Here is an 18,254-nt window from a genome sequence, read left to right as displayed (position 1 = left end):
CTCACTGCTGAGAACGCCATGTCTGACTCTCCAGCTGCCGATACTGACGCCAACACCTCCGCTACCGCCACGGCAGAGGCGCCAGTGCGCAAGCGGCCCAAGCCGGGTGAACGCCGGGTGCAGATCCTGCAGATGCTGGCCACCATGCTGGAGCAGCCCGGGGGCGAGCGCATCACCACCGCAGCACTGGCCGCGCGTCTGGAGGTGAGCGAGGCGGCGTTGTACCGCCACTTCGCCAGCAAGGCCCAGATGTTTGAGGGGCTCATCGACTTCATCGAGCAAACCGTGTTTTCGCTGATCAACCAGATCATCGAGAAAGAGGCCGCCGACGCCGGCCCGGCCACCGGCGCCCGCCAGGCACGGCGCATTGCCGGCATGCTGGTGCAGTTCGCCGAGAAGAACCCCGGCATGGCCCGGGTGATGGTGGGCGACGCACTGGTGCTGGAAAACGAGCGCCTGCAGCAGCGCATGAATGCCTTGTTTGACAAGGTGGAAGCCACCCTCAAGCAGTGCTTGCGCGATGCCGCGCTGTTGGCCCCTGCCACCGAGGGCGCGCCGGACGTGCAGGTGCAGGCCGCTGCCGTGGTGGCCTTTGTGGCCGGCCGCTTGCAGCGTTTTGCACGCTCCGGTTTCAAGCGCTTGCCCTCCGAGCATTTGGATGGCGCCCTCGCGCTCATCCTCGGGTAAACCCTAGTTTTCCTTAGAAGTCGGCCTCTAGAGGGGGTTTGGACTTCACACGGTCCCACGAAATGCTGCAGAATAGCACGGTCGTTCTATTTTTGATGGTATTTCGTCTATGTCTCCTGTTGCTGAAACCGCTGTAGAAGGCGCAGTTGCCGAGTCCGGCACCAAGCGTGCGCCCGCCCGTCGCGCCATGCAAAAAGGCCAGCAGACCAAGGCGGCCATCGTGGAGGCCGCTCTGGGCTTGGCCACCCAAATCGGTCTGGAAGGCTTGAGCATCGGCGCGCTGGCCGAAGTCACCCAGATGAGCAAGTCCGGTGTGTTTGCGCACTTCGGCTCGCGGGAGGAGATGCAGATTTCCGTCATCCGCGAATACTTCAATCGCTTCGAGCAAGAGGTGTTTTACCCCGCGCTGCACGCTGACCGCGGCTTGCCGCGCGTGGAGGCCCTGTTTGGCAACTGGATGAAGCGTGTTGCGGTGGAAATCCAGTCCGGCTGCATCTTCATCAGTGGCGCGGTCGAGTTTGACGACCGACCCGGCCCGGTGCGCGATGCACTGGCTTCATCGGTGCAAACCTGGCTGGGTGCGCTGTACCGCGCAGTGGTGCTCGCCAAGCAATGCGGCCATTTACGCCCGGATGCCGACGAGCAGCAAATGGCGTTTGAAATTCACGGCCTCATTCTGGCTCTGCACTACGAAGCCCGATTCCTCCAAAACCCCGGCTCCATCGAGCGTGCCAACCGGGGATTTGCCAACATTCTTGCGCGCTACGCCACTGCGGCCGTGTAAGCCCTCTACCCCACTATCACCCCCGTTATTCAGGAGAACTCCCCATGCCTACTTACACCCCTCCCTTGCGCGACATGCAGTTTGTGATGCACGAAGTGCTCAAGGTCGCGGATGACTTGAAGCAAATTCCCAAGCACGCTGACATCGATGTGGACACCATCAACGCCGTGCTGGAAGAGGGCGGCAAGTTCGCGGCCGAAGTGGCGTTTCCCTTGAACATCAGCGGCGACGAAGAGGGCTGCACCATCGACCAAGCCACCCACCAGGTCACCACCCCCAAGGGCTTCAAAGAAGCCTATCGCCAGTACATCGACGGTGGTTGGGCCGCTCTGGCCTGCGACCCCGAGTTTGGCGGTCAGGGCCTGCCCTATGTGGTCAACGGCATGTTTTACGAAATGCTTAACAGCGCCAACCAGGCCTGGACCATGTACCCCGGCCTGACCCACGGCGCTTACGCCGCGCTGGAAACCCACGGCACGCCCGAGCAAAAGGCCACCTACCTGCCCAAGATGACCAGCGGCGAGTGGACCGGCTCCATGTGCCTGACCGAACCCCATTGCGGTACCGACTTGGGCCTGATGCGCACCAAGGCCGAACCCCAGGCGGACGGCACCTACAAGATCACCGGCAACAAGATTTTCATCAGCGCCGGTGAACACGACATGACCGACAACATCATTCACCTGGTGTTGGCCCGCTTGCCCGATGCGCCTCCCGGCATCAAGGGCATCAGCCTGTTCATTGTGCCCAAGGTCCTGGTGAATGCGGATGGTTCGCTCGGTGAGCGCAACGGCATTTACTGCGGTGGTTTGGAGCACAAGATGGGCATCCACGGCAACGCCACTTGCCAGATGGTGTTGGACGGCGCCGTGGGCACCATGGTCGGCCAACCCCACAAGGGCATGCAAGGCATGTTCGTGATGATGAACGCCGCACGTCTGGGCGTGGGCAACCAGTCTTTGGGCCTGACCGAAGTCGCTTTCCAGAACGCACTGGCTTACGCCAAAGACCGCATCCAGATGCGCAGCCTCTCCGGCACCAAAGCCAAGGACAAGGCCGCTGACCCCATCATCGTGCACCCCGATGTGCGCAAGATGCTGATGACCGCACGCGCCTACGCCGATGGCGGCCGTGCGCTGCAGGTCTACTGCTCCATGCTGCTGGAAAAAGAACACAACCACCCCGATGAAAAGGTGCGCAAAGACGCAGGCGAAATGCTCGCCTTGCTGACCCCGATTGCCAAGGCTTTCCTGACCGACAACGGCCACATCGCCACCAATGCCTGCATGCAGGTCTTCGGCGGTCACGGCTTCATCAAGGAATGGGGCATGGAGCAGTTTGTGCGCGACAACCGCATCAACATGATCTACGAAGGCACCAACACCATCCAGTCGCTGGACTTGCTGGGCCGCAAGGTGCTGGGCAACAACGGCGCCACGCTCAAGAAATTCGGCAAGCTCATCGGCAAGCTGGTGGAAGAAGAGGGCGTGAACGAGAAGATGTCCGAGTTCATCACCCCGGTAGCGATTCTGGGCGACCAGATGACCAAGTTCACCACCGAAATCGGCTTCAAGGGCTTCCAGAACCCGGATGAGGTGGGCGCTGCTGCGGTGGACTACCTGCGCGTCGCCGGCCACCTGGTGTTCGGCTACTTCTTCGCCCGCATGGCCCAGGTGGCCTTGCGTGAAATTGCGGCCGGCAACACCGATCCCTTCTACACCGCCAAGCTGCAAACCGCACGCTTCTACTTCGCCAAGCTCTTCCCCGAGACCGCGACCCTGATGCGCACGGCCCGTACCGGCTCCAAGGTGTTGATGGACACCGACGCCGCATTGGCGTAACGATTCCGCGTTAGTCTGTTTCGACCCTTTCATCATCGCACTCAAGGAGACAACCATGTTGCGTACGACTCTGGCAATCGCATTGGCCTGCTGCACCTCGGCAGCCATGGCTCAAATGAACCCTGTGGGCTTGTGGAAAACCATCGACGACAAGGACGGCAGCGCCAAGTCCGAAATCCGCATCGTGGAGACCGCGGGTGTGGTGAGCGGAAAGATCGAAAAAGTGCTGGACCCCAAGTCCAAGCCGGATGACAAGTGTGTGGAGTGCAAGGACGACCGCAAAGACCAGCCCATCGCCGGTCTGGAACTGATGCGCGGCCTCAAAAAGTCCGACACCCGCGACAACCTGTGGGACGGCGGCACCATCGTCGAACCCTCCACCGGCAAGGTCTACAAAGTGCAGCTCACCCCGATCGAAGGTGGCAAAAAGCTCGAAGTGCGCGGCTACGTTGGCGCGCCCTTGTTCGGTCGCACGCAGACCTGGATTCGCGTCCAGTAACCCCATGAACCACGGGCCGCTCCAGGGCGGCCCTCCAGCTAAAGAATGGCCATGTCCAAATTTCAAGTGAAAAAAGTCGCCGTGCTCGGCGCAGGCGTGATGGGTGCGCAAATTGCCGCCCACCTCGTCAACGTCAAAGTGCCTGTGGTGCTGTTCGATTTGCCCGCCAAAGAAGGCCCCAAGAATGGCATCGTCACCAAAGCCATCGACAACCTCAAGAAGCTCAAGCCCGCGCCCCTGGGTGTCGTGGACGATGCTGGCTTGATCGGTCAGGCCAACTACGAAGAGCATCTGGAGCAGCTGCGCGAGTGCGACCTCATCATCGAGGCCATTGCAGAGCGCATGGACTGGAAGCTGGACCTCTACAAAAAGATCGCCCCCTTCATTGGTGCCAACACGATTGTTGCGTCCAACACCTCGGGCTTGTCGATCACCAAATTGTCGGAAGCGCTGCCGGAAGAAATCAAGCCCCGCTTTTGCGGTATCCACTTCTTCAACCCGCCCCGCTACATGGCGCTGGTGGAGTTGATCAACACCCCCACCACCGAAGCCCACTACCTCGATGCGCTCGAAGGCTTCGTGACCAGCGCTTTGGGCAAGGGCGTGGTGCGTGCCAAAGACTCCCCCAACTTCATTGCCAACCGCGTCGGCATCGCCGGCATGTTGACGACCATGAAGGAAGTGGAAAACTTCGGCCTGACCTACGACGTGGTCGATGACCTGACCGGCAAGAAGCTGGGCCGCGCATCCTCCGGCACCTTCCGCACTGCGGACGTGGTCGGCCTGGACACCATGGCCCACGTCATCAAGACGTTGCAGGACACACTCAGCATCGAAACTGATCCCTTCTACGAGAGCTTTGCCACCCCCGTGGTGCTGAAGACCCTGTTGGAGATGGGCAACCTGGGTCAGAAGTCCAAAGCCGGCTTCTTCAAGAAAGTCGGCCGCGATGTGCTGCGCTTCGATGGCGAAAGCAAGGAATACGTGGCCGGCGGCGAAAAGGCCGACGAGGTCTACGCCCGCATGCTCAAGAAGCCAGCCGCAGAGCGCCTGCGTCTCTTGCGCAATGCCGAAGGCAAGCAGGGTCAGTTCCTGTGGGCTATCCTGCGCAACAGCTTCCACTACGCCGCCATTCACCTGGCGTCCATCGCCGACAACGCCCGCGATGTGGACTTCTGCATGCGCTGGGGCTTCGGCATGAAGCAAGGCCCGTTTGAGCTCTGGCAAGAAGCCGGCTGGCTCGAAGTGGCGAAGATGGTTCAGGAAGACATCGACGCCGGCAAAGCCCTGTGCAAAGCGCCGCTGCCCGAGTGGGTGTTCAAAGGCCCGGTGGCCGACGCCGGTGGCGTACACACCGCTGCAGGCTCCTGGAACCCCACCACAGGCACCTTTGTACCGGTGCGCAAGCTGCCCGTGTACGAGCGCCAGCACTTCCCCGAGAGCGTGTTGGGTTCCAACGCGCCCAAGGCCGAGACCGCTGGCAAGACGGTGTTTGAAGACGAGTCCATCCGCCTGTGGACGCTGGACACGGACCAGGATGGCCCCTCCGGTAGCCGAGTGCTGATTGCCAGCATCAAGACCAAGATGCATGCCATCGGTGGCGGTGTGATCGAAGGCCTGTTGCAAGCCCAGGAGCTGGCCGAGAAGGAATACCAGGGCTTGGTCATCTGGTCGCCGGACGAGATGTTCTCTGCTGGTGCCGACCTGCAAGGCATGATGCCCGCCTTCATGATCGGTGGCGCCAAAGCCATCGAAGGCGCAGAAGCCGAGCTGCAAAACGCCATGCTCAAACTGCGTTACTCCAACGTGCCCGTCATTTCCGCCATCCGCGGTTTGGCGCTGGGTGGTGGTTGCGAACTGGCGGTCTACTCCAGCAAGCGCGTGGCGGCGATGGAAAGCTACATCGGTTTGGTGGAAGTCGGCGTGGGCCTGGTGCCCGGCGCTGGCGGCCTGACCTACATCGCGCGCCGTGCGGCTGAAAACATGGCGCTGTCCACCTCCAAGGACGTGCTGCCTTTCCTGACCGAAGGCTTCACCGCGGCGGCCATGGCCAAGGTGGGCACCAGCGCGCTCGAAAGCCGCAAGCTGGGCTACCTGCTGGAGAGCGACGTGGTGGTGGCCCATAAAGACGAGCTCTTGTTTGTGGCCATCAACGAGGCCAAGGCTTTGTACACCTCCGGCTACCGTGCACCGCACAAGCGCAGCTTCCCCGTGGCTGGCCGCAGTGGCATTGCCACCATCCGTGCCCAGCTGGTCAACATGCGCGACGGCGGCTTCATCAGCGCGCACGATTTCCACATCGGTTTGCTGATTGCAGAGGTGGTGTGTGGCGGCCAAGTGGATGCCGGCACCCTGGTAACGGAGGAATACCTCATGGCCATGGAACGCAAGGCCTTCTGCAGCCTGCTGACCCACCCCAAGACGCAAGAACGCATCATGGGCATGATGTCCACCGGCAAGCCGGTGCGTAACTGATTGGCGCCATGACGACGCTCGCTGCCCACGCATTGACTGCCCGGCCCAACCGCTTGGCACGCTCGGTCGCCAAGCTGGACCGCGTGCCTGCGGTCCTGCGCCCCTGGCTGCGCAACAAGGTCATGGGTCGTGCAGTGCCGTTCACCGGCACCGCAGGTCTGGACTTTGCGCACATGGCGTCTGAACGTGTGGAGATTGCCGTGGCCAATGCGCGCCGCGTGCAAAACCACATTCAGGGTGTGCATGCCGCTGCCATGGCATTGCTGGCTGAAACGGCTACCGGCATGGTGGTGGGCATGAATGTGCGGGACGACTGCCTGCCCCTGGCTAAGACCATGCGCATCGACTTCAAACGACGTGCCCAGGGCGCCATGCGCGCAGTGGCCACCTTGTCGGATGCGCAGCGCCAGCTCATGCAGCAAAGCGACAAGGGCGAGGTCAGCGTGCCGGTACTGGTCAGCGACGAATCGGGCGAACAGCCCATTCAATGTGAATTCATCTGGGCGTGGATACCCACCCCGAAAAATAAAGGAGTTTCCTCATGAAACAAGTCCAAGACGCTTACATCGTTGCCGCCACGCGTACGCCCATCGGGCGTTCCGGCCGCGGCTATTTCCGCAACACCCGCCCTGACGAGTTGCTGGTGTCTGCCCTGCGCAGCGCCATGTTGCAAGTCCCCACCCTGGACCCCAAGGCGATTGAAGACGCCATCATCGGCTGCTCTTTCCCCGAGGGCGAGCAGGGCATGAACATGGCCCGCGTGGCCGTGGGTCTGGCGTTTGACCACCCCGTGGGCGGTATCACCGTCAACCGCTTCTGTGCCTCCGGCATCTCCGCTATCCAGATGGCAGCGGACCGCATCCGTGTGGGCGAGGCCGATGTGCTGATCGCCGGTGGTGCCGAGTCCATGAGCATGGTGCCCATGGGCGGCGGCAAGCCCTCGTTCAACCCCGAAGTGTTTGCCCGCGACGAAAACGTCGGCATCGCCTACGGCATGGGTCTGACCGCAGAAAAGGTCGCCCAGCAGTGGAAGGTGACACGCGAAATGCAAGACGCCTTCGCCCTTGAATCCCACTTGCGTGCCATCAAGGCCCAGCAAGCCGGCGAGTTCACCGACGAGATCACGCCCATCGATGTGATCGAGCGCACTCCCAACCTGGCAACCGGCGAAGTGTCCACCCGCACTCGCACCGTGAACCTCGACGAAGGCCCACGCCCAGATACCTCCATCGAAGGCCTGGCCAAGCTCAAGCCCGTGTTCGCTGCTCGCGGCAGCGTGACTGCCGGTAATAGCTCGCAGACCAGCGATGGCGCAGGCGCTTTGATTCTGGCCAGCGAAAAAGCCGTCAAGCAGTTCGGCCTGACCCCCTTGGCCCGTTTTGTGAGCTTTGCGGCCCGTGGCGTGCCACCCGAAATCATGGGTATCGGCCCCATTGAAGCCATCCCTGCCGCCCTGCGCTACGCCGGTCTGCAGCACTCCGACATCGACTGGTTCGAGCTGAACGAAGCGTTTGCCGCCCAGTCGCTGGCCGTGATCAACACCCTGGGTCTGGACCCGTCCAAGGTCAACCCCATGGGTGGCGCGATTGCGCTGGGTCACCCGCTCGGCGCTACCGGTGCCATCCGTGCAGCCACCGTGGTGCACGCCATGCGCCGCCATAACCTGAAGTACGGCATGGTCACCATGTGCGTAGGCACCGGGCAGGGCGCTGCCGGCATCTTTGAACGCGTCTAAAGCGCGTCACACCAAGGCCACCTTCGGGTGGCCTTTTGCATGGGGCGGTATGCTCCGCAGCCATCTGGAGATCGCTTGAATGAGTACCCACGTTTTTGATGAAGCCATTGCGCTGCAGGCGCAGCCCGATGGCAGTTGCACAGGCCACACCCACCCGGCCTACGCCAATATGGTGGGGCCGTTTGGCGGCATCACGGCGGCACAAGCCCTGAACGGAGTGCTGCAGCACCCCGAGCGATTGGGCGACCCGGTGTCACTGACGGTAAATTTTTGCGCGGCGCTGGCCGACGGCCCCTTCACCGTCATGGCGCGTGCGGCCCGCACCAACCGGTCGACCCAGCACTGGACCATTGAGATCCAGCAGGGCGATGCGATTGTCATGACCGGCACCGCAGTGACGGCCGTGCGCCGCGAAACCTGGGGTGTGGACGAAGAGCCCATGCCCCTGTGCCCGCCGCCTGCCGAGGTGCCGCTGCCGCAGGTGGTGGCGCCCATGGAGTTTGTGAAGCGGTATGAGCAGCGCCCCGTGACCGGCCAGTTGCCGGCCGTGTGGGACGGCACGGGCCACAGCAGCCTCTCGCAAATCTGGGTGCGCGATAACCCGCCGCGCCCGCTGGACTTTGCCTCCCTGGCCTGCATCTCTGACATCTTTTTCCCCCGCGTGTTCATCCGCCGGGCCACCCACGTGCCAGTGGGCACCGTGTCGCTCACGGTGTACTTCCACGCCAGCGCGGAGCAGCTGGCAGCGACGGGCGCCGGCTACTTGCTGGGGCAGGCCCAGGCCCAGGCGTTTCGCAACGGTTTTTTTGACCAGAGCAGCCAGCTCTGGAACGAGGCGGGCGTGCTGCTGGTAACCACGCACCAAATCGTCTATTACAAACAGTGATCCAATCACGCATTCCCATTTGAGCGAGCGACCATGCAAGACATCCTGATCCACACCGACGCCGGTGTCACCACCATCACCCTGAACCGGGTGGAAAAGAAAAACTCCTTCACCCAGGCCATGTATGCCGCCTGCGCCGATGCGTTGAATGCAGCGCGCGACGACGCGGCGGTGCGTGTGGTGGTGTTCCAGGGCGATGCCACTGTGTTCAGCGCCGGCAACGACATCGGCGACTTTTTGGGCGCTCCGCCCAAGGCGCAGGACGCGCCGGTGTTCCGCTTTTTGCGGGCGCTGGCGGCCTTCCCCAAGCCACTCATTGCCGCCGTGTGCGGCCCGGCGGTGGGCATTGGCAGCACCATGCTTTTCCACTGCGACCTGGTCTATGCCGGCGACAACGCGGCCTTCTCCATGCCCTTCGTGAACCTGGGCCTGTGCCCCGAAGCCGCCTCCAGCCTGCTAGTGCCCCAGATGATGGGCTACCACCGCGCTGCCGAGGCCTTGCTCCTGGGTGAGCCCTTCATGGCTGAAGCCGCGCTAGAAGTGGGCCTTGCCAACCGCATCGTGCCGCCCACCGAGGCCAACGGCATTGCCCAGACGCAAGCCCGCAAGCTGGCAGCCAAGCCGCTGGCCTCCCTGGTGGAAACCAAGCGTTTGCTCAAAAAAGGGCAGATGGAGCAGGTGCTGGCCCGCATCGATGAAGAAGCCGTGAGCTTCGGCCGCATGCTCGGTGAGCCGGCCGCTCAGGAAGCCTTCACGGCGTTCATGGAAAAGCGCAAACCCGACTTCAGCAAAGTCTGAAGGCGGTATCCGAAGGATGCGCACGAAGTGCGAGCCTGCGTTTTCGCTAAAAGCGCAAACCCGACTTCAGCAAGGTTTAAGGATCATTTTTGATGCCAAATAGGCCTCTAGCGCTCGTGAGGTATGTGCGAGTAGCTATTGTTTTGATAGCGATTTGCGCCCCGATACTGGCGGCAGCCAACCCCTACTACGACCCCAGCAAGCCGCACCACACGCCGGACGGCTTTCGCAACCACTACGTGGGTGAGGTGAACAAGCCTTTTACCGACCTGGTGCGCTGGCAGTGGGAGTCGTGGCGAGAAGGCTTGCCCAAGCCGGCCCAGACGCCCACGCCGCGGGTGGCCCCCGATTTGGCACGTCTGCAGGCCTACCAACGCACGCCTGCCGACAGCCAGGCGGGGCAGTCGGTCTCGGCGCCGGCTTTGACTTGGATCGGACACGCCAGCCTGCTGATGCAGGCCGGTGGACTCAATGTGCTGACCGACCCCATCTTCAGCGAGCGTGCCTCGCCGGTGCAGCTCTTCGGTCCCCGGCGGGTGGTGGCGCCCGGCGTGGCGCTGGAGGCCCTGCCGCCGGTGGACGTGGTCATCATCTCGCACAACCATTACGACCACCTGGACCGCGCCAGCATCGTCGCCCTGCACCAGAAGGCCGTGGCAGAGGGCGGGCGCACCTTGTTTTTGGTGCCCCTGGGGCTTAAGCCCTGGTTCACGGCGCTGGGAGTCGACAGCGTGGTGGAGCTGGATTGGTGGCAGCAGCACACGGTGCGCGGCGTGGACTTTGTGCTTACGCCCGTGCAACACTGGTCGGCTCGCGGCGTGGCCGACCGCAGCACCACCTTGTGGGGCGGCTGGGCCGTGTTGGGGCGGGATTTGCACTGGTACTTCGGCGGCGACACGGGCTACAGCAAAGACTTTGCCGACACCCGCCTGCGCCTGGCCACGCGCCAGACTGAGGCACTGGGAGGTGGTTTTGACATCGCCCTCTTGCGTATCGGGGCCTATGCGCCGCGCTGGTTCATGCGCGAGCAGCACATCAACCCGGACGAAGCCGTGCAAATGCATCTGGACCTGGGTGCCAAGCGCAGTGTGGGCATGCACTGGGGCACGTTCGCGCTGACGGATGAGCCGCTAGACCAGCCGCCTATCGACCTGGCCCTGGCGCGGCGCGCGCATCAGGTGCCGGAGCCTCACTTTTCTGTCATGGCCGTGGGTGAAACCCGCGCGGTGCCGGCCCGCCCTCACGCAAACCCTTAAGAGGCTTATTTATGCCAAGCATTTGCTTGCTATAAATATTCGGCTTTGGTAAGGTGTGGGCATGATTCCTGACACTCCACCGCCCGAGGCCAAACGCCCGCGCGGCCGCCCCCGCAAAACCGAAGACGAACGTGATGACGGCAACCGCCGCCACGAGCTGCTCAAGGCCGCAGCCCAGCTCTTCCGCCGCCAAGGGTTCGCCGCGACCACCACCCGCGACATTGCCAACGCGGCTGGCATGCAAAGCGGCTCGCCGTTCTACCACTTCAAAAGCAAAGACGCGCTCTTGTTCGCCGTCATGGAAGCGGGCATGCATTCGGCGCTGGCCAACCAGCAGCGGGTGCTGGGTGACGCGGCCTATGCCGCACTGAGTCCGGCCGACAAACTACGCCGCCTCGTCCATGCGCACTTTGAGGTTCTGCTCGGGCCCGGCAACGACTTTGTGCCGGTCATGCTGTACGAGTGGCGCTCCTTGCAGCGCCCGCAGCGCAAGGTGCTGCACAAACTGATTGCCGACTACGAGGCCCTGTGGATGCCGGTGCTGCAAGCCCTGCAGGACAGCGGCCAGCTCAAGGCGCCGGTGGGCGTGGCGCGCCTGCTGATTCTGGGCGCGCTCAACTGGTCGGTGCAATGGTTCGACCCCGCCAAAGGGTCCACGGTAGAAGCGCTCGGCGAACACGCCGTCGCCATGTTCATTCAGGAGGTGTGATGCATTACGGTTCTGTCTTCGCGCCCGGCTTGTTTGCCGGCAAAGTGGTGGTGATTACCGGAGGCGGCTCCGGCATCGGCCGCTGCACCGCCCATGAGCTGGCGGCCTTGGGCGCCACCGTGGCGCTCATCGGCCGTAAGCTCGAGAAGTTGGACAAGGTGGTCGCCGAGATTGCAGAGGATGGCGGCAAGGCCAGTCCGCATGTGTGCGACATCCGCAATGAAGACGCCGTAAAGGCCTGCGTGGCTGCCATCGTGGCGCAGCACGGCCGCATTGACGGCCTGGTGAACAACGCCGGCGGCCAGTACATGACGCCGCTGGAAGCCATCAGCGCCAAGGGCTGGGAGGCGGTCATCAACACCAACCTGACCGGCGGCTTCTTGATGGCGCGCGAGTGCTTCAGCCTGAGCATGAGCCGGCACGGTGGCGCCATCGTCAACATCGTGGCCGACATGTGGGGTTCCATGCCCGGCATGGGCCACAGCGGCGCGGCGCGGGCCGGCATGGTGAGCTTCACCGAGACGGCGGCAGTGGAGTGGGGCGGCCGCGGTGTGCGGGTGAATGCCGTAGCGCCGGGCTACATTGCTTCCAGCGGCATGGACCACTACCCGCCCGAGATGGCACCCATGTTGCGCGAAATGGCCAAGACCGTGCCCTTGGGCCGCTTCGGCACCGAGGCCGAAACCGCGGCTGGCATTGTGTTTTTGCTGAGCCCTGCGGCGGCGTTCATCAGCGGCACCACCTTGCGCATTGATGGCGCGCGTCCCCAAGTGCGCATGGGCTGGCCGATGCGCGTGGCGGACGACAAGGCGCAAGCCCGCGATGCCATCACGCCTTTCAACGGCTTTCACCGCGCCAGCACGCCCAAGGTGTTTCAGCCATGAGCGCGCTCCCTGAGTCGGCGCAAGAGTTGACCCATGACTTCGGGCCGGAGGATGTGGCTGCCGTGGAAGGCGCGGCACGCCGCTTTATTCAGACCGAGGTAGCCCCGCATTTGGCGGACTGGGAAGAGGCGGGCGAGTTCCCCCGCAGCTTGTACCCGCGCGCCGCCGATCTGGGGTGGCTGGGGCTGGGTTACCCGGAGCACTTGGGTGGCACACCGGCCCCTTGGGCATTGCGCAACGCGCTCACGATTGCGCTCGCGCGCAGCGGGGGCAGTGGCGGCCTGATGGCCAGTCTGTTCAGCCTCAACATCGGCTTGCCTCCGGTGCTGCGCCATGGCTCTGTGGCCTTGCAGCAGCTAGTGGTGCCCGATGTGCTGGCCGGCCGCAAGATTGCCGCGCTGGCGATTACCGAGCCCGGTGGTGGCACCGATGTATCGGCACTCAAAACCACGGCCCGCCTGGAGGGCGACGAGTACGTGGTGGATGGGGAAAAAACCTTCATCACTTCCGGCATGCGCGCCGACTGGATCACGGTGGCGGTACGGACTGACCTGAAGAACAAAGGCCCCATGGGCATCTCCATGCTCATGGTGCCTGGCGATGCGCCCGGCCTGTCGCGCAGCCCGCTGAAAAAAATGGGCTGGCTGTGCTCAGACACCGCGCAGCTGCGCTTTGATGGCGTGCGGGTGCCGGCCACCCACCTCGTGGGCGAGGAGGGGGCCGGCTTCAAGATCATCCTCACCAACTTCAATGGCGAGCGCCTGTCCATGGCGGCCATGGCGCTGGGCTTCGCGGAGTGCTGTTACGACGAAGCCTTGAGTTGGGCCCAGCAGCGCAAAACCTTTGGCACTGCGCTGATTGACCACCAGGTGATCCGCCACAAGTTCATGGACATGAAGATGCGCATCGAGTCCACCCGCGCCTGGCTGCATGCGGTGGCCGCGCGGGCGGACGCTGGTGACCGCGGTGACAGGTCTGCCAAGGGGGCCGAGTGGGTGGCGCAGGTGTGCCTGCTCAAAAACCATGCGACCCAGACCATGCAGTTCTGTGCCGACCAGGGCGTACAGATTCTGGGTGGCATGGGCTTTATGCGTGGCACGGCCTGCGAGCGCATTTACCGCGAAGTGAAGGTGATGATGATCGGCGGCGGTGCCGAGGAAATCATGAAAGAGTTGGCAAGCCGTCAGCTCGGCCTGTGAGAATGCAGCATGCCTAAAACTACCCCCACTGCAGACGCGGCAGCGCCCCTCGTGTTTGAACCGGAGTTCATCGAAGGGCTGACCCGCATCTTTGAGACCAGCATTGTGTTCAACCAGGTGCTGGGTTTGAAGATTACGTCCATCACGCCGGCCAAAGTCACGGCCCGCATTGCCATGCGCCCCGAGTTGGTAGGGCACTACGCTTACAACCGCATCCATGGCGGCGTGATCAGCGCGGGGCTGGACGCCATGGGTGGCTTGGCGGTGATGGCTGCCATTGGTGCGCGCCACATGGACGAGGCGCCCTCGCAGCGCCTGCACCGCTTTGCCAAGTTGGGCACCATCGATTTGCGGATTGATTACCTGCGCCCGGGCATCGGCGAGCAGTTCGAGCTGCATGCCGAGGTGATGCGCTTGGGCTCGCGCGTGGCGTCTACTCGCATGGAGTTTTTGGGAGCGGATAGCAAGCTGCTGTCCACCGGGTCTGCGGCTTACATCGTGTCTTGAAGTGCTATTGAATTTATAGCTGCTCGCGCTTGTTGTGCGAGCGCTAGAAGGCGATTTGATGCTGAACTAGACGGTGGCGGTGTGTTTGGCCACAATGCGGGCGGCTACGCCGGTGCGGGTGACTTTGCCGGCTGCATCGGCCAGGGCGGCGCGGTCGGCATCCAGCAAGGCGGGCGAGCCCCACAGCGTCAAGTCCAGCAGGCCCAGCACATAGGGCGTGCCGAATTCGCTGGCGCGCATGCCTTCTTCTCGCATACCGTAGCGCAGCGACTGGCGCACACTAGCCACCCCATCGACCCGCCCGCTGCGCAGCAGCTGCATCATCGAGGTGAGGGTGTTAGTGCGCTGGTGGATCACGCCGTCCAGGTCGGCAATCATGCTGTAGCCGGCGCCTGCACTCAGGCTGGCAATGCGTAGGCCGCGCAGCGAGGCTTTGCTGTCCATCACCACGCCTTTGCGAGGCAGCACTTCCACTTCCAGCTGCGTCAGCCGCGCAATGGCCTTCACATCCGGTGCCAAGCCGGGTACCGGCAGCATGATGGAGAGGTCAGCCGCGTTGCGGTTCACGTCCTGAATGGCCCGGGCAATCGGCACCAGGCGGGTCTCGATCGGGCGGTCGGCGGCTTTGGCGAGGGCCTGGGCAAAGTCGGCCATGACCCCCATCACCTCACCGGTAGGTGACAGCCCGCCATAGGGCGCCACGTCAATCACGTCCAACACCCACGGGGCGGCGGCACGGGCTTGCGGTGCCAGGCTCATGGAGCCCAAGGGGGTCAAAGCGGCCCAAGACAGGGCGGAGCGTCGGTCCATGCACATCATGCGAATGACTATGACAAATTTACATGTCGCATTCAAGTCGGGTGGCGTAAAAAAAGCCACGCGGACGTGGCTTTTTGCATAGAGGCGGCGCTTATTTTTTCGCGGGTGCGTCGCTCACATATTCCGACATCACCTTCCACTTGCCATCGCTGATTTGCGAGAGGCGCGAGGCGCTGCTGCCCAGGCGCTTGGTGGCCGAGAACGTTTGCACCGGTGCGCCAAACATGTCGGCGGGAATGGTCAGGTTGTCCATGACCTTGATGTAGCTGTCCGTGCTGAGGTTCTTGCCGGCTTTGTTGGCCACCGAGGCAAAGGTGTTGATGATCATGTAGCCATACACCGAGAACACGGTGGGGTCTTCATTGAACTTGGTTTTGTACTTGTTGGCCCAGAAGCGGATGCCGGGGGACTGTTCATCGGTGTAGGGGTTTTGCACCGTCATGGTGGCGTAGAGCCCGTCCATGGCCTTGCCACCGATCTTGTGGATCAGGTCGGTGTAAGCCGCACTCGACCCGATGAAGGTGGGGCTGTACCCCAGCTTGCGCGCGGTGCCGATGGCGCCAATGGTTTCGCGGATGATGGTGCCCAGCACCACAAAGTCGCACCCGCTGGCCTGGAGCTTGGACACTTGTGACGAGAAGTCGGTGGCGCCGCGCTTGTAAGAGGTTTTCTCGGCGAATTCCATGCCGATGGTCTTTAAGCCGTCTTCACCCCCCTTGAGCACCTCGAGGCCGAAGTCGTCATCCTGGTACAGGGTGCAGACCTTTTTGGCGCTCTTTTCTTTCACCAGCTTGGGCACGGCCAGGCGCATCTGGTCGTAGTATGGAGCGGCAAACGAGTACTTGAGCTTGTGGAAGGGCTCGTACATTTCACGCGCGGCGGTGATGGGGAAGAAGTTGATCACGTTCTTCTCAAACTGCACCGGCATGGCCGCCATGTTTTGCGCGGTGCCGATGTGGCCCACCATCATGAAAATCTGGTCCTGGTTGACCAGTTTTTGCGCAGCGAGCACCGCCTTCTTGGGGTCGTAGCCCGAGTCTTCTACCAGCAGCTTGAGCTTGCGGCCGTTGATGCCGCCTTGTTCGTTCACCTCATCCACGGCCAGCAGCATGCCGGCGCGGGCCTGTTTGCCGAAACCGGCCAGCGGGCCGGACAAGTCCTGGATGGAGCCCAGCAGAATTTCGTCTTTGCTCACGCCCTGTTGGGCACTGGCAAGGGTCGCGCTCAGGGCCAGGGTGCCCAGAGCGATGGCGGTACGCAGTTTCATGGTGTTGTCTCCTCGTTGGGTTTCTTGCAAAGGGGCAGCGGGGGCTGCTATCGGTACATGGCCTCTATGCGGGCTTCGTATTTCTTTTCCACCAGTTTGCGTTTGAGCTTCATGGTGGGGGTGAGTTCCTCGTCTTCCGCGGTGAGCTGGTTTTCCAGCAGGAAGAATTTTTTGATCTGCTCGACGCGCGCAAACTTTTTGTTCACCCGGTCCAGCTCCGCCTGGATGAGGGCTTGCACCTCGGGGGCACGTGTGAGTGATGCGTAGTTGCTGAAGGGCACATCGGCATCCTGGGCAAACTTTTCGACGTTTTCCTGGTCGATCATGATGATCACCGTGAGGTAGGGGCGTTTGTCGCCGATAACCACTGCGTCGGTGATGTAGGGCGAGAATTTGAGGTCGTTCTCGAGCTCGCTGGGCGTGATGTTTTTGCCACCGGCGGTGATGATGATGTCCTTCATCCGGTCGGTGATGCGGAAGAAACCGTCCTCGTCTACCACGCCCACATCGCCGGTGTGCAGCCAGCCGTCGGAGGTGATGGTTTCTGCCGTCTTTTCGGGCAGGTTGAGGTAGCCGGCAAACACGTTCTGGCCGCGCACCAGAATCTCGCCGGTGGCCGGGTCCAGCTTGACCTCGTTGAAGGCTGCAGCGGGGCCAATGGAGCCGGGCTTGATTTTGTGGGCGGGCACGCCGGTGGAGGCGCCGCAGGTTTCGGTCATGCCCCACACCTCCAGCATGGGTACGCCCAGCGCCAGGTACCAGCGCACCAGGTCCGGCGAGATGGGCGCGGCCCCGGTGATCAGGAAGCGCGAGCGGTGGATGCCGATGAGCTTGCGCACATTGTTGAGCGCCAGGGCCTGTGCCAGCTTGAACTGGAGCTTCAAGCCCGCGCCCACCGGTTCGCCGGCCAGCACCTTGTTGGCAATGCGGGTGCCCACGCCGATACCCCAGCCGTACACCAGCTGTTGAAACTTGCCGGACTCCTTGAGCGCAATCATCACGCTGGAGTAAAACTTTTCCCACACCCGGGGCACGGCGGTGAACACCGTGGGCGCGATTTCGCGCACGTTCTCGGGGATGGTTTCGGGGTTCTCCACAAAGTTCAGCTTGGCACCGGTGTAGAGCGCAAAGTACTCGCCGCCCATGCGCTCGGCAATGTGGCACAGGGGCAAAAAGCACATGCGCTCGTCGCTGGCATCTTGCGCAATCAGGGTGTTGAAGCCGCGCACGGTGTACACAATCCCCCGGTGCAAATGCATGGCGCCTTTGGGTTTTCCGGTGGTGCCCGAGGTGTAGACCAGGATGGCCAAATCATCGGGGCGGCAGGCCTGCACACGCTGCTGCACCGCGTGCGGGTGGGTGGCGTTGTAGGCGCGGCCCAGGGCACGCAGGGCATCCAGGCCCATCACGCCGGGCTCATCCAGCCCGCGCAGGCCGTCCATGTTCATCACGATGATGTGTTGCAAGGCGCTGCACTCTGCGCGCACTTCCAGGGCCTTGTCGAGCTGCTCGTCGTCTTCCACAAACAGGACACGGGTGCCGGAGTCTTCGCACAGGTACTGCACCTGGCTGGGGGCATCGGTGGGGTAAATGCCGTTGGATACCCCACCGGCGGAAAGCACTGCCAAGTCGGCCCACACCCACTCGACTACGGTGTTGGCCAGGATGGAGGCGGTGTGCCCTTGCTGGAAGCCCAGGCTCATCAGCCCACCGGCGATCTCGCGCACCGCGTCGGCGGTTTGGTTCCAGGTCCAGCTGCGCCACAGGCCCAGGTGTTTCTGGCGCAGCCAGATGTCGGGGCCACGGGCGGCCACCGCGTTCCAGAACATGGCAGGCACTGTGTCGCCGGTCATGGCGATGTCGGTGCGGGGCTGGATGTCGCGGGTATCCCAGAGACCGTTCATCGTG

17 protein-coding genes are annotated in these 18,254 nt (G+C 62.9%); 14 read left to right on the top strand and 3 right to left on the bottom strand.

The features are described 5' to 3' along the window. The first annotated feature begins 18 nt into the window (after positions 1-18). From slmA to FDM28_RS01395, 14 genes are all read left to right on the top strand, one after another. On the top strand, positions 19-687 hold the full coding sequence (gene slmA / locus FDM28_RS01460) for a nucleoid occlusion factor SlmA (protein WP_138512329.1): 669 nt from the start codon (positions 19-21) through the stop codon (positions 685-687). Between the two features lie 187 nt (positions 688-874). After that, positions 875-1,471 carry a TetR/AcrR family transcriptional regulator gene (locus tag FDM28_RS01455; protein WP_240791909.1) on the top strand — a complete coding sequence of 199 codons (597 nt, stop codon included), beginning with the start codon at positions 875-877 and terminating at the stop codon, positions 1,469-1,471. A gap of 44 nt (positions 1,472-1,515) precedes the next feature. After that, entirely contained in the window at positions 1,516-3,312 is a 1,797-nt protein-coding gene (locus FDM28_RS01450) for an acyl-CoA dehydrogenase C-terminal domain-containing protein (protein ID WP_138512325.1), read from the top strand. 55 nt (positions 3,313-3,367) lie between these two features. Further along, on the top strand, positions 3,368-3,811 hold the full coding sequence (locus FDM28_RS01445; RefSeq protein ID WP_138512323.1) for a DUF2147 domain-containing protein: 444 nt from the start codon (positions 3,368-3,370) through the stop codon (positions 3,809-3,811). Positions 3,812-3,862: 51 nt separating this feature from the next. Further along, positions 3,863-6,286: a 3-hydroxyacyl-CoA dehydrogenase/enoyl-CoA hydratase family protein gene (locus tag FDM28_RS01440; RefSeq protein WP_138512321.1), complete on the top strand. Its 2,424-nt coding sequence runs from the start codon at positions 3,863-3,865 to the stop codon at positions 6,284-6,286. An 8-nt stretch (positions 6,287-6,294) separates the two neighbouring features. Continuing rightward, a complete protein-coding gene (locus FDM28_RS01435) occupies positions 6,295-6,831 on the top strand; it encodes a DUF4442 domain-containing protein (protein WP_138512319.1) in 537 nt (178 codons plus the stop codon). Next, a complete protein-coding gene (locus FDM28_RS01430) occupies positions 6,828-8,021 on the top strand; it encodes an acetyl-CoA C-acyltransferase (protein WP_138512317.1) in 1,194 nt (397 codons plus the stop codon). The genes FDM28_RS01435 and FDM28_RS01430 overlap by 4 nt, the downstream gene beginning before the upstream one ends. 79 nt (positions 8,022-8,100) lie before the next feature. After that, positions 8,101-8,907: an acyl-CoA thioesterase gene (locus FDM28_RS01425; protein ID WP_138512315.1), complete on the top strand. Its 807-nt coding sequence runs from the start codon at positions 8,101-8,103 to the stop codon at positions 8,905-8,907. A 33-nt stretch (positions 8,908-8,940) separates the two neighbouring features. Further along, positions 8,941-9,705: an enoyl-CoA hydratase gene (locus FDM28_RS01420; RefSeq protein ID WP_138512313.1), complete on the top strand. Its 765-nt coding sequence runs from the start codon at positions 8,941-8,943 to the stop codon at positions 9,703-9,705. Between the two features lie 125 nt (positions 9,706-9,830). Next, positions 9,831-10,961 carry an MBL fold metallo-hydrolase gene (locus FDM28_RS01415; RefSeq protein WP_240791867.1) on the top strand — a complete coding sequence of 377 codons (1,131 nt, stop codon included), beginning with the start codon at positions 9,831-9,833 and terminating at the stop codon, positions 10,959-10,961. 61 nt (positions 10,962-11,022) lie between these two features. Then, positions 11,023-11,670, top strand: coding sequence for a TetR/AcrR family transcriptional regulator (locus FDM28_RS01410; protein ID WP_138512309.1), 648 nt, complete (start codon positions 11,023-11,025; stop codon positions 11,668-11,670). Beyond that, the gene (locus tag FDM28_RS01405) at positions 11,670-12,554 is read left to right on the top strand and encodes an SDR family oxidoreductase (protein WP_138512307.1); all 885 of its coding nucleotides are present in this window, start codon (positions 11,670-11,672) and stop codon (positions 12,552-12,554) included. Before FDM28_RS01410 ends, FDM28_RS01405 begins: the two co-directional genes overlap by 1 nt. Further along, positions 12,551-13,753, top strand: coding sequence for an acyl-CoA dehydrogenase family protein (locus FDM28_RS01400; RefSeq protein WP_138512305.1), 1,203 nt, complete (start codon positions 12,551-12,553; stop codon positions 13,751-13,753). The genes FDM28_RS01405 and FDM28_RS01400 overlap by 4 nt, the downstream gene beginning before the upstream one ends. Before the next feature lie 9 nt (positions 13,754-13,762). Beyond that, entirely contained in the window at positions 13,763-14,260 is a 498-nt protein-coding gene (locus FDM28_RS01395) for a thioesterase family protein (protein WP_138512303.1), read from the top strand. 66 nt (positions 14,261-14,326) lie between these two features. Here FDM28_RS01395 and FDM28_RS01390 read toward each other — a convergent pair whose 3' ends face one another. The 3 genes from FDM28_RS01390 to FDM28_RS01380 all read right to left on the bottom strand — a co-directional run bounded on the left by FDM28_RS01390 (position 14,327) and on the right by FDM28_RS01380 (position 18,250). Further along, entirely contained in the window at positions 14,327-15,070 is a 744-nt protein-coding gene (locus FDM28_RS01390) for a substrate-binding periplasmic protein (protein ID WP_170211564.1), read from the bottom strand. A 100-nt stretch (positions 15,071-15,170) separates the two neighbouring features. Next, positions 15,171-16,346, bottom strand: a complete 1,176-nt coding sequence (locus FDM28_RS01385) for an ABC transporter substrate-binding protein (RefSeq protein WP_138512299.1) — start codon at positions 16,344-16,346, stop codon at positions 15,171-15,173. 47 nt (positions 16,347-16,393) lie between these two features. Continuing rightward, a complete protein-coding gene (locus FDM28_RS01380) occupies positions 16,394-18,250 on the bottom strand; it encodes an AMP-dependent synthetase/ligase (protein WP_138512297.1) in 1,857 nt (618 codons plus the stop codon). Positions 18,251-18,254: the final 4 nt, after the last annotated feature.

This window comes from Rhodoferax bucti (assembly GCF_005876985.1).
GTDB lineage: Bacteria > Pseudomonadota > Gammaproteobacteria > Burkholderiales > Burkholderiaceae_C > Allorhodoferax > Allorhodoferax bucti.
The sequence above is the reverse complement of the archived record's forward strand: the minus strand, read 5'-3'. Positions and strand labels throughout refer to the sequence as shown.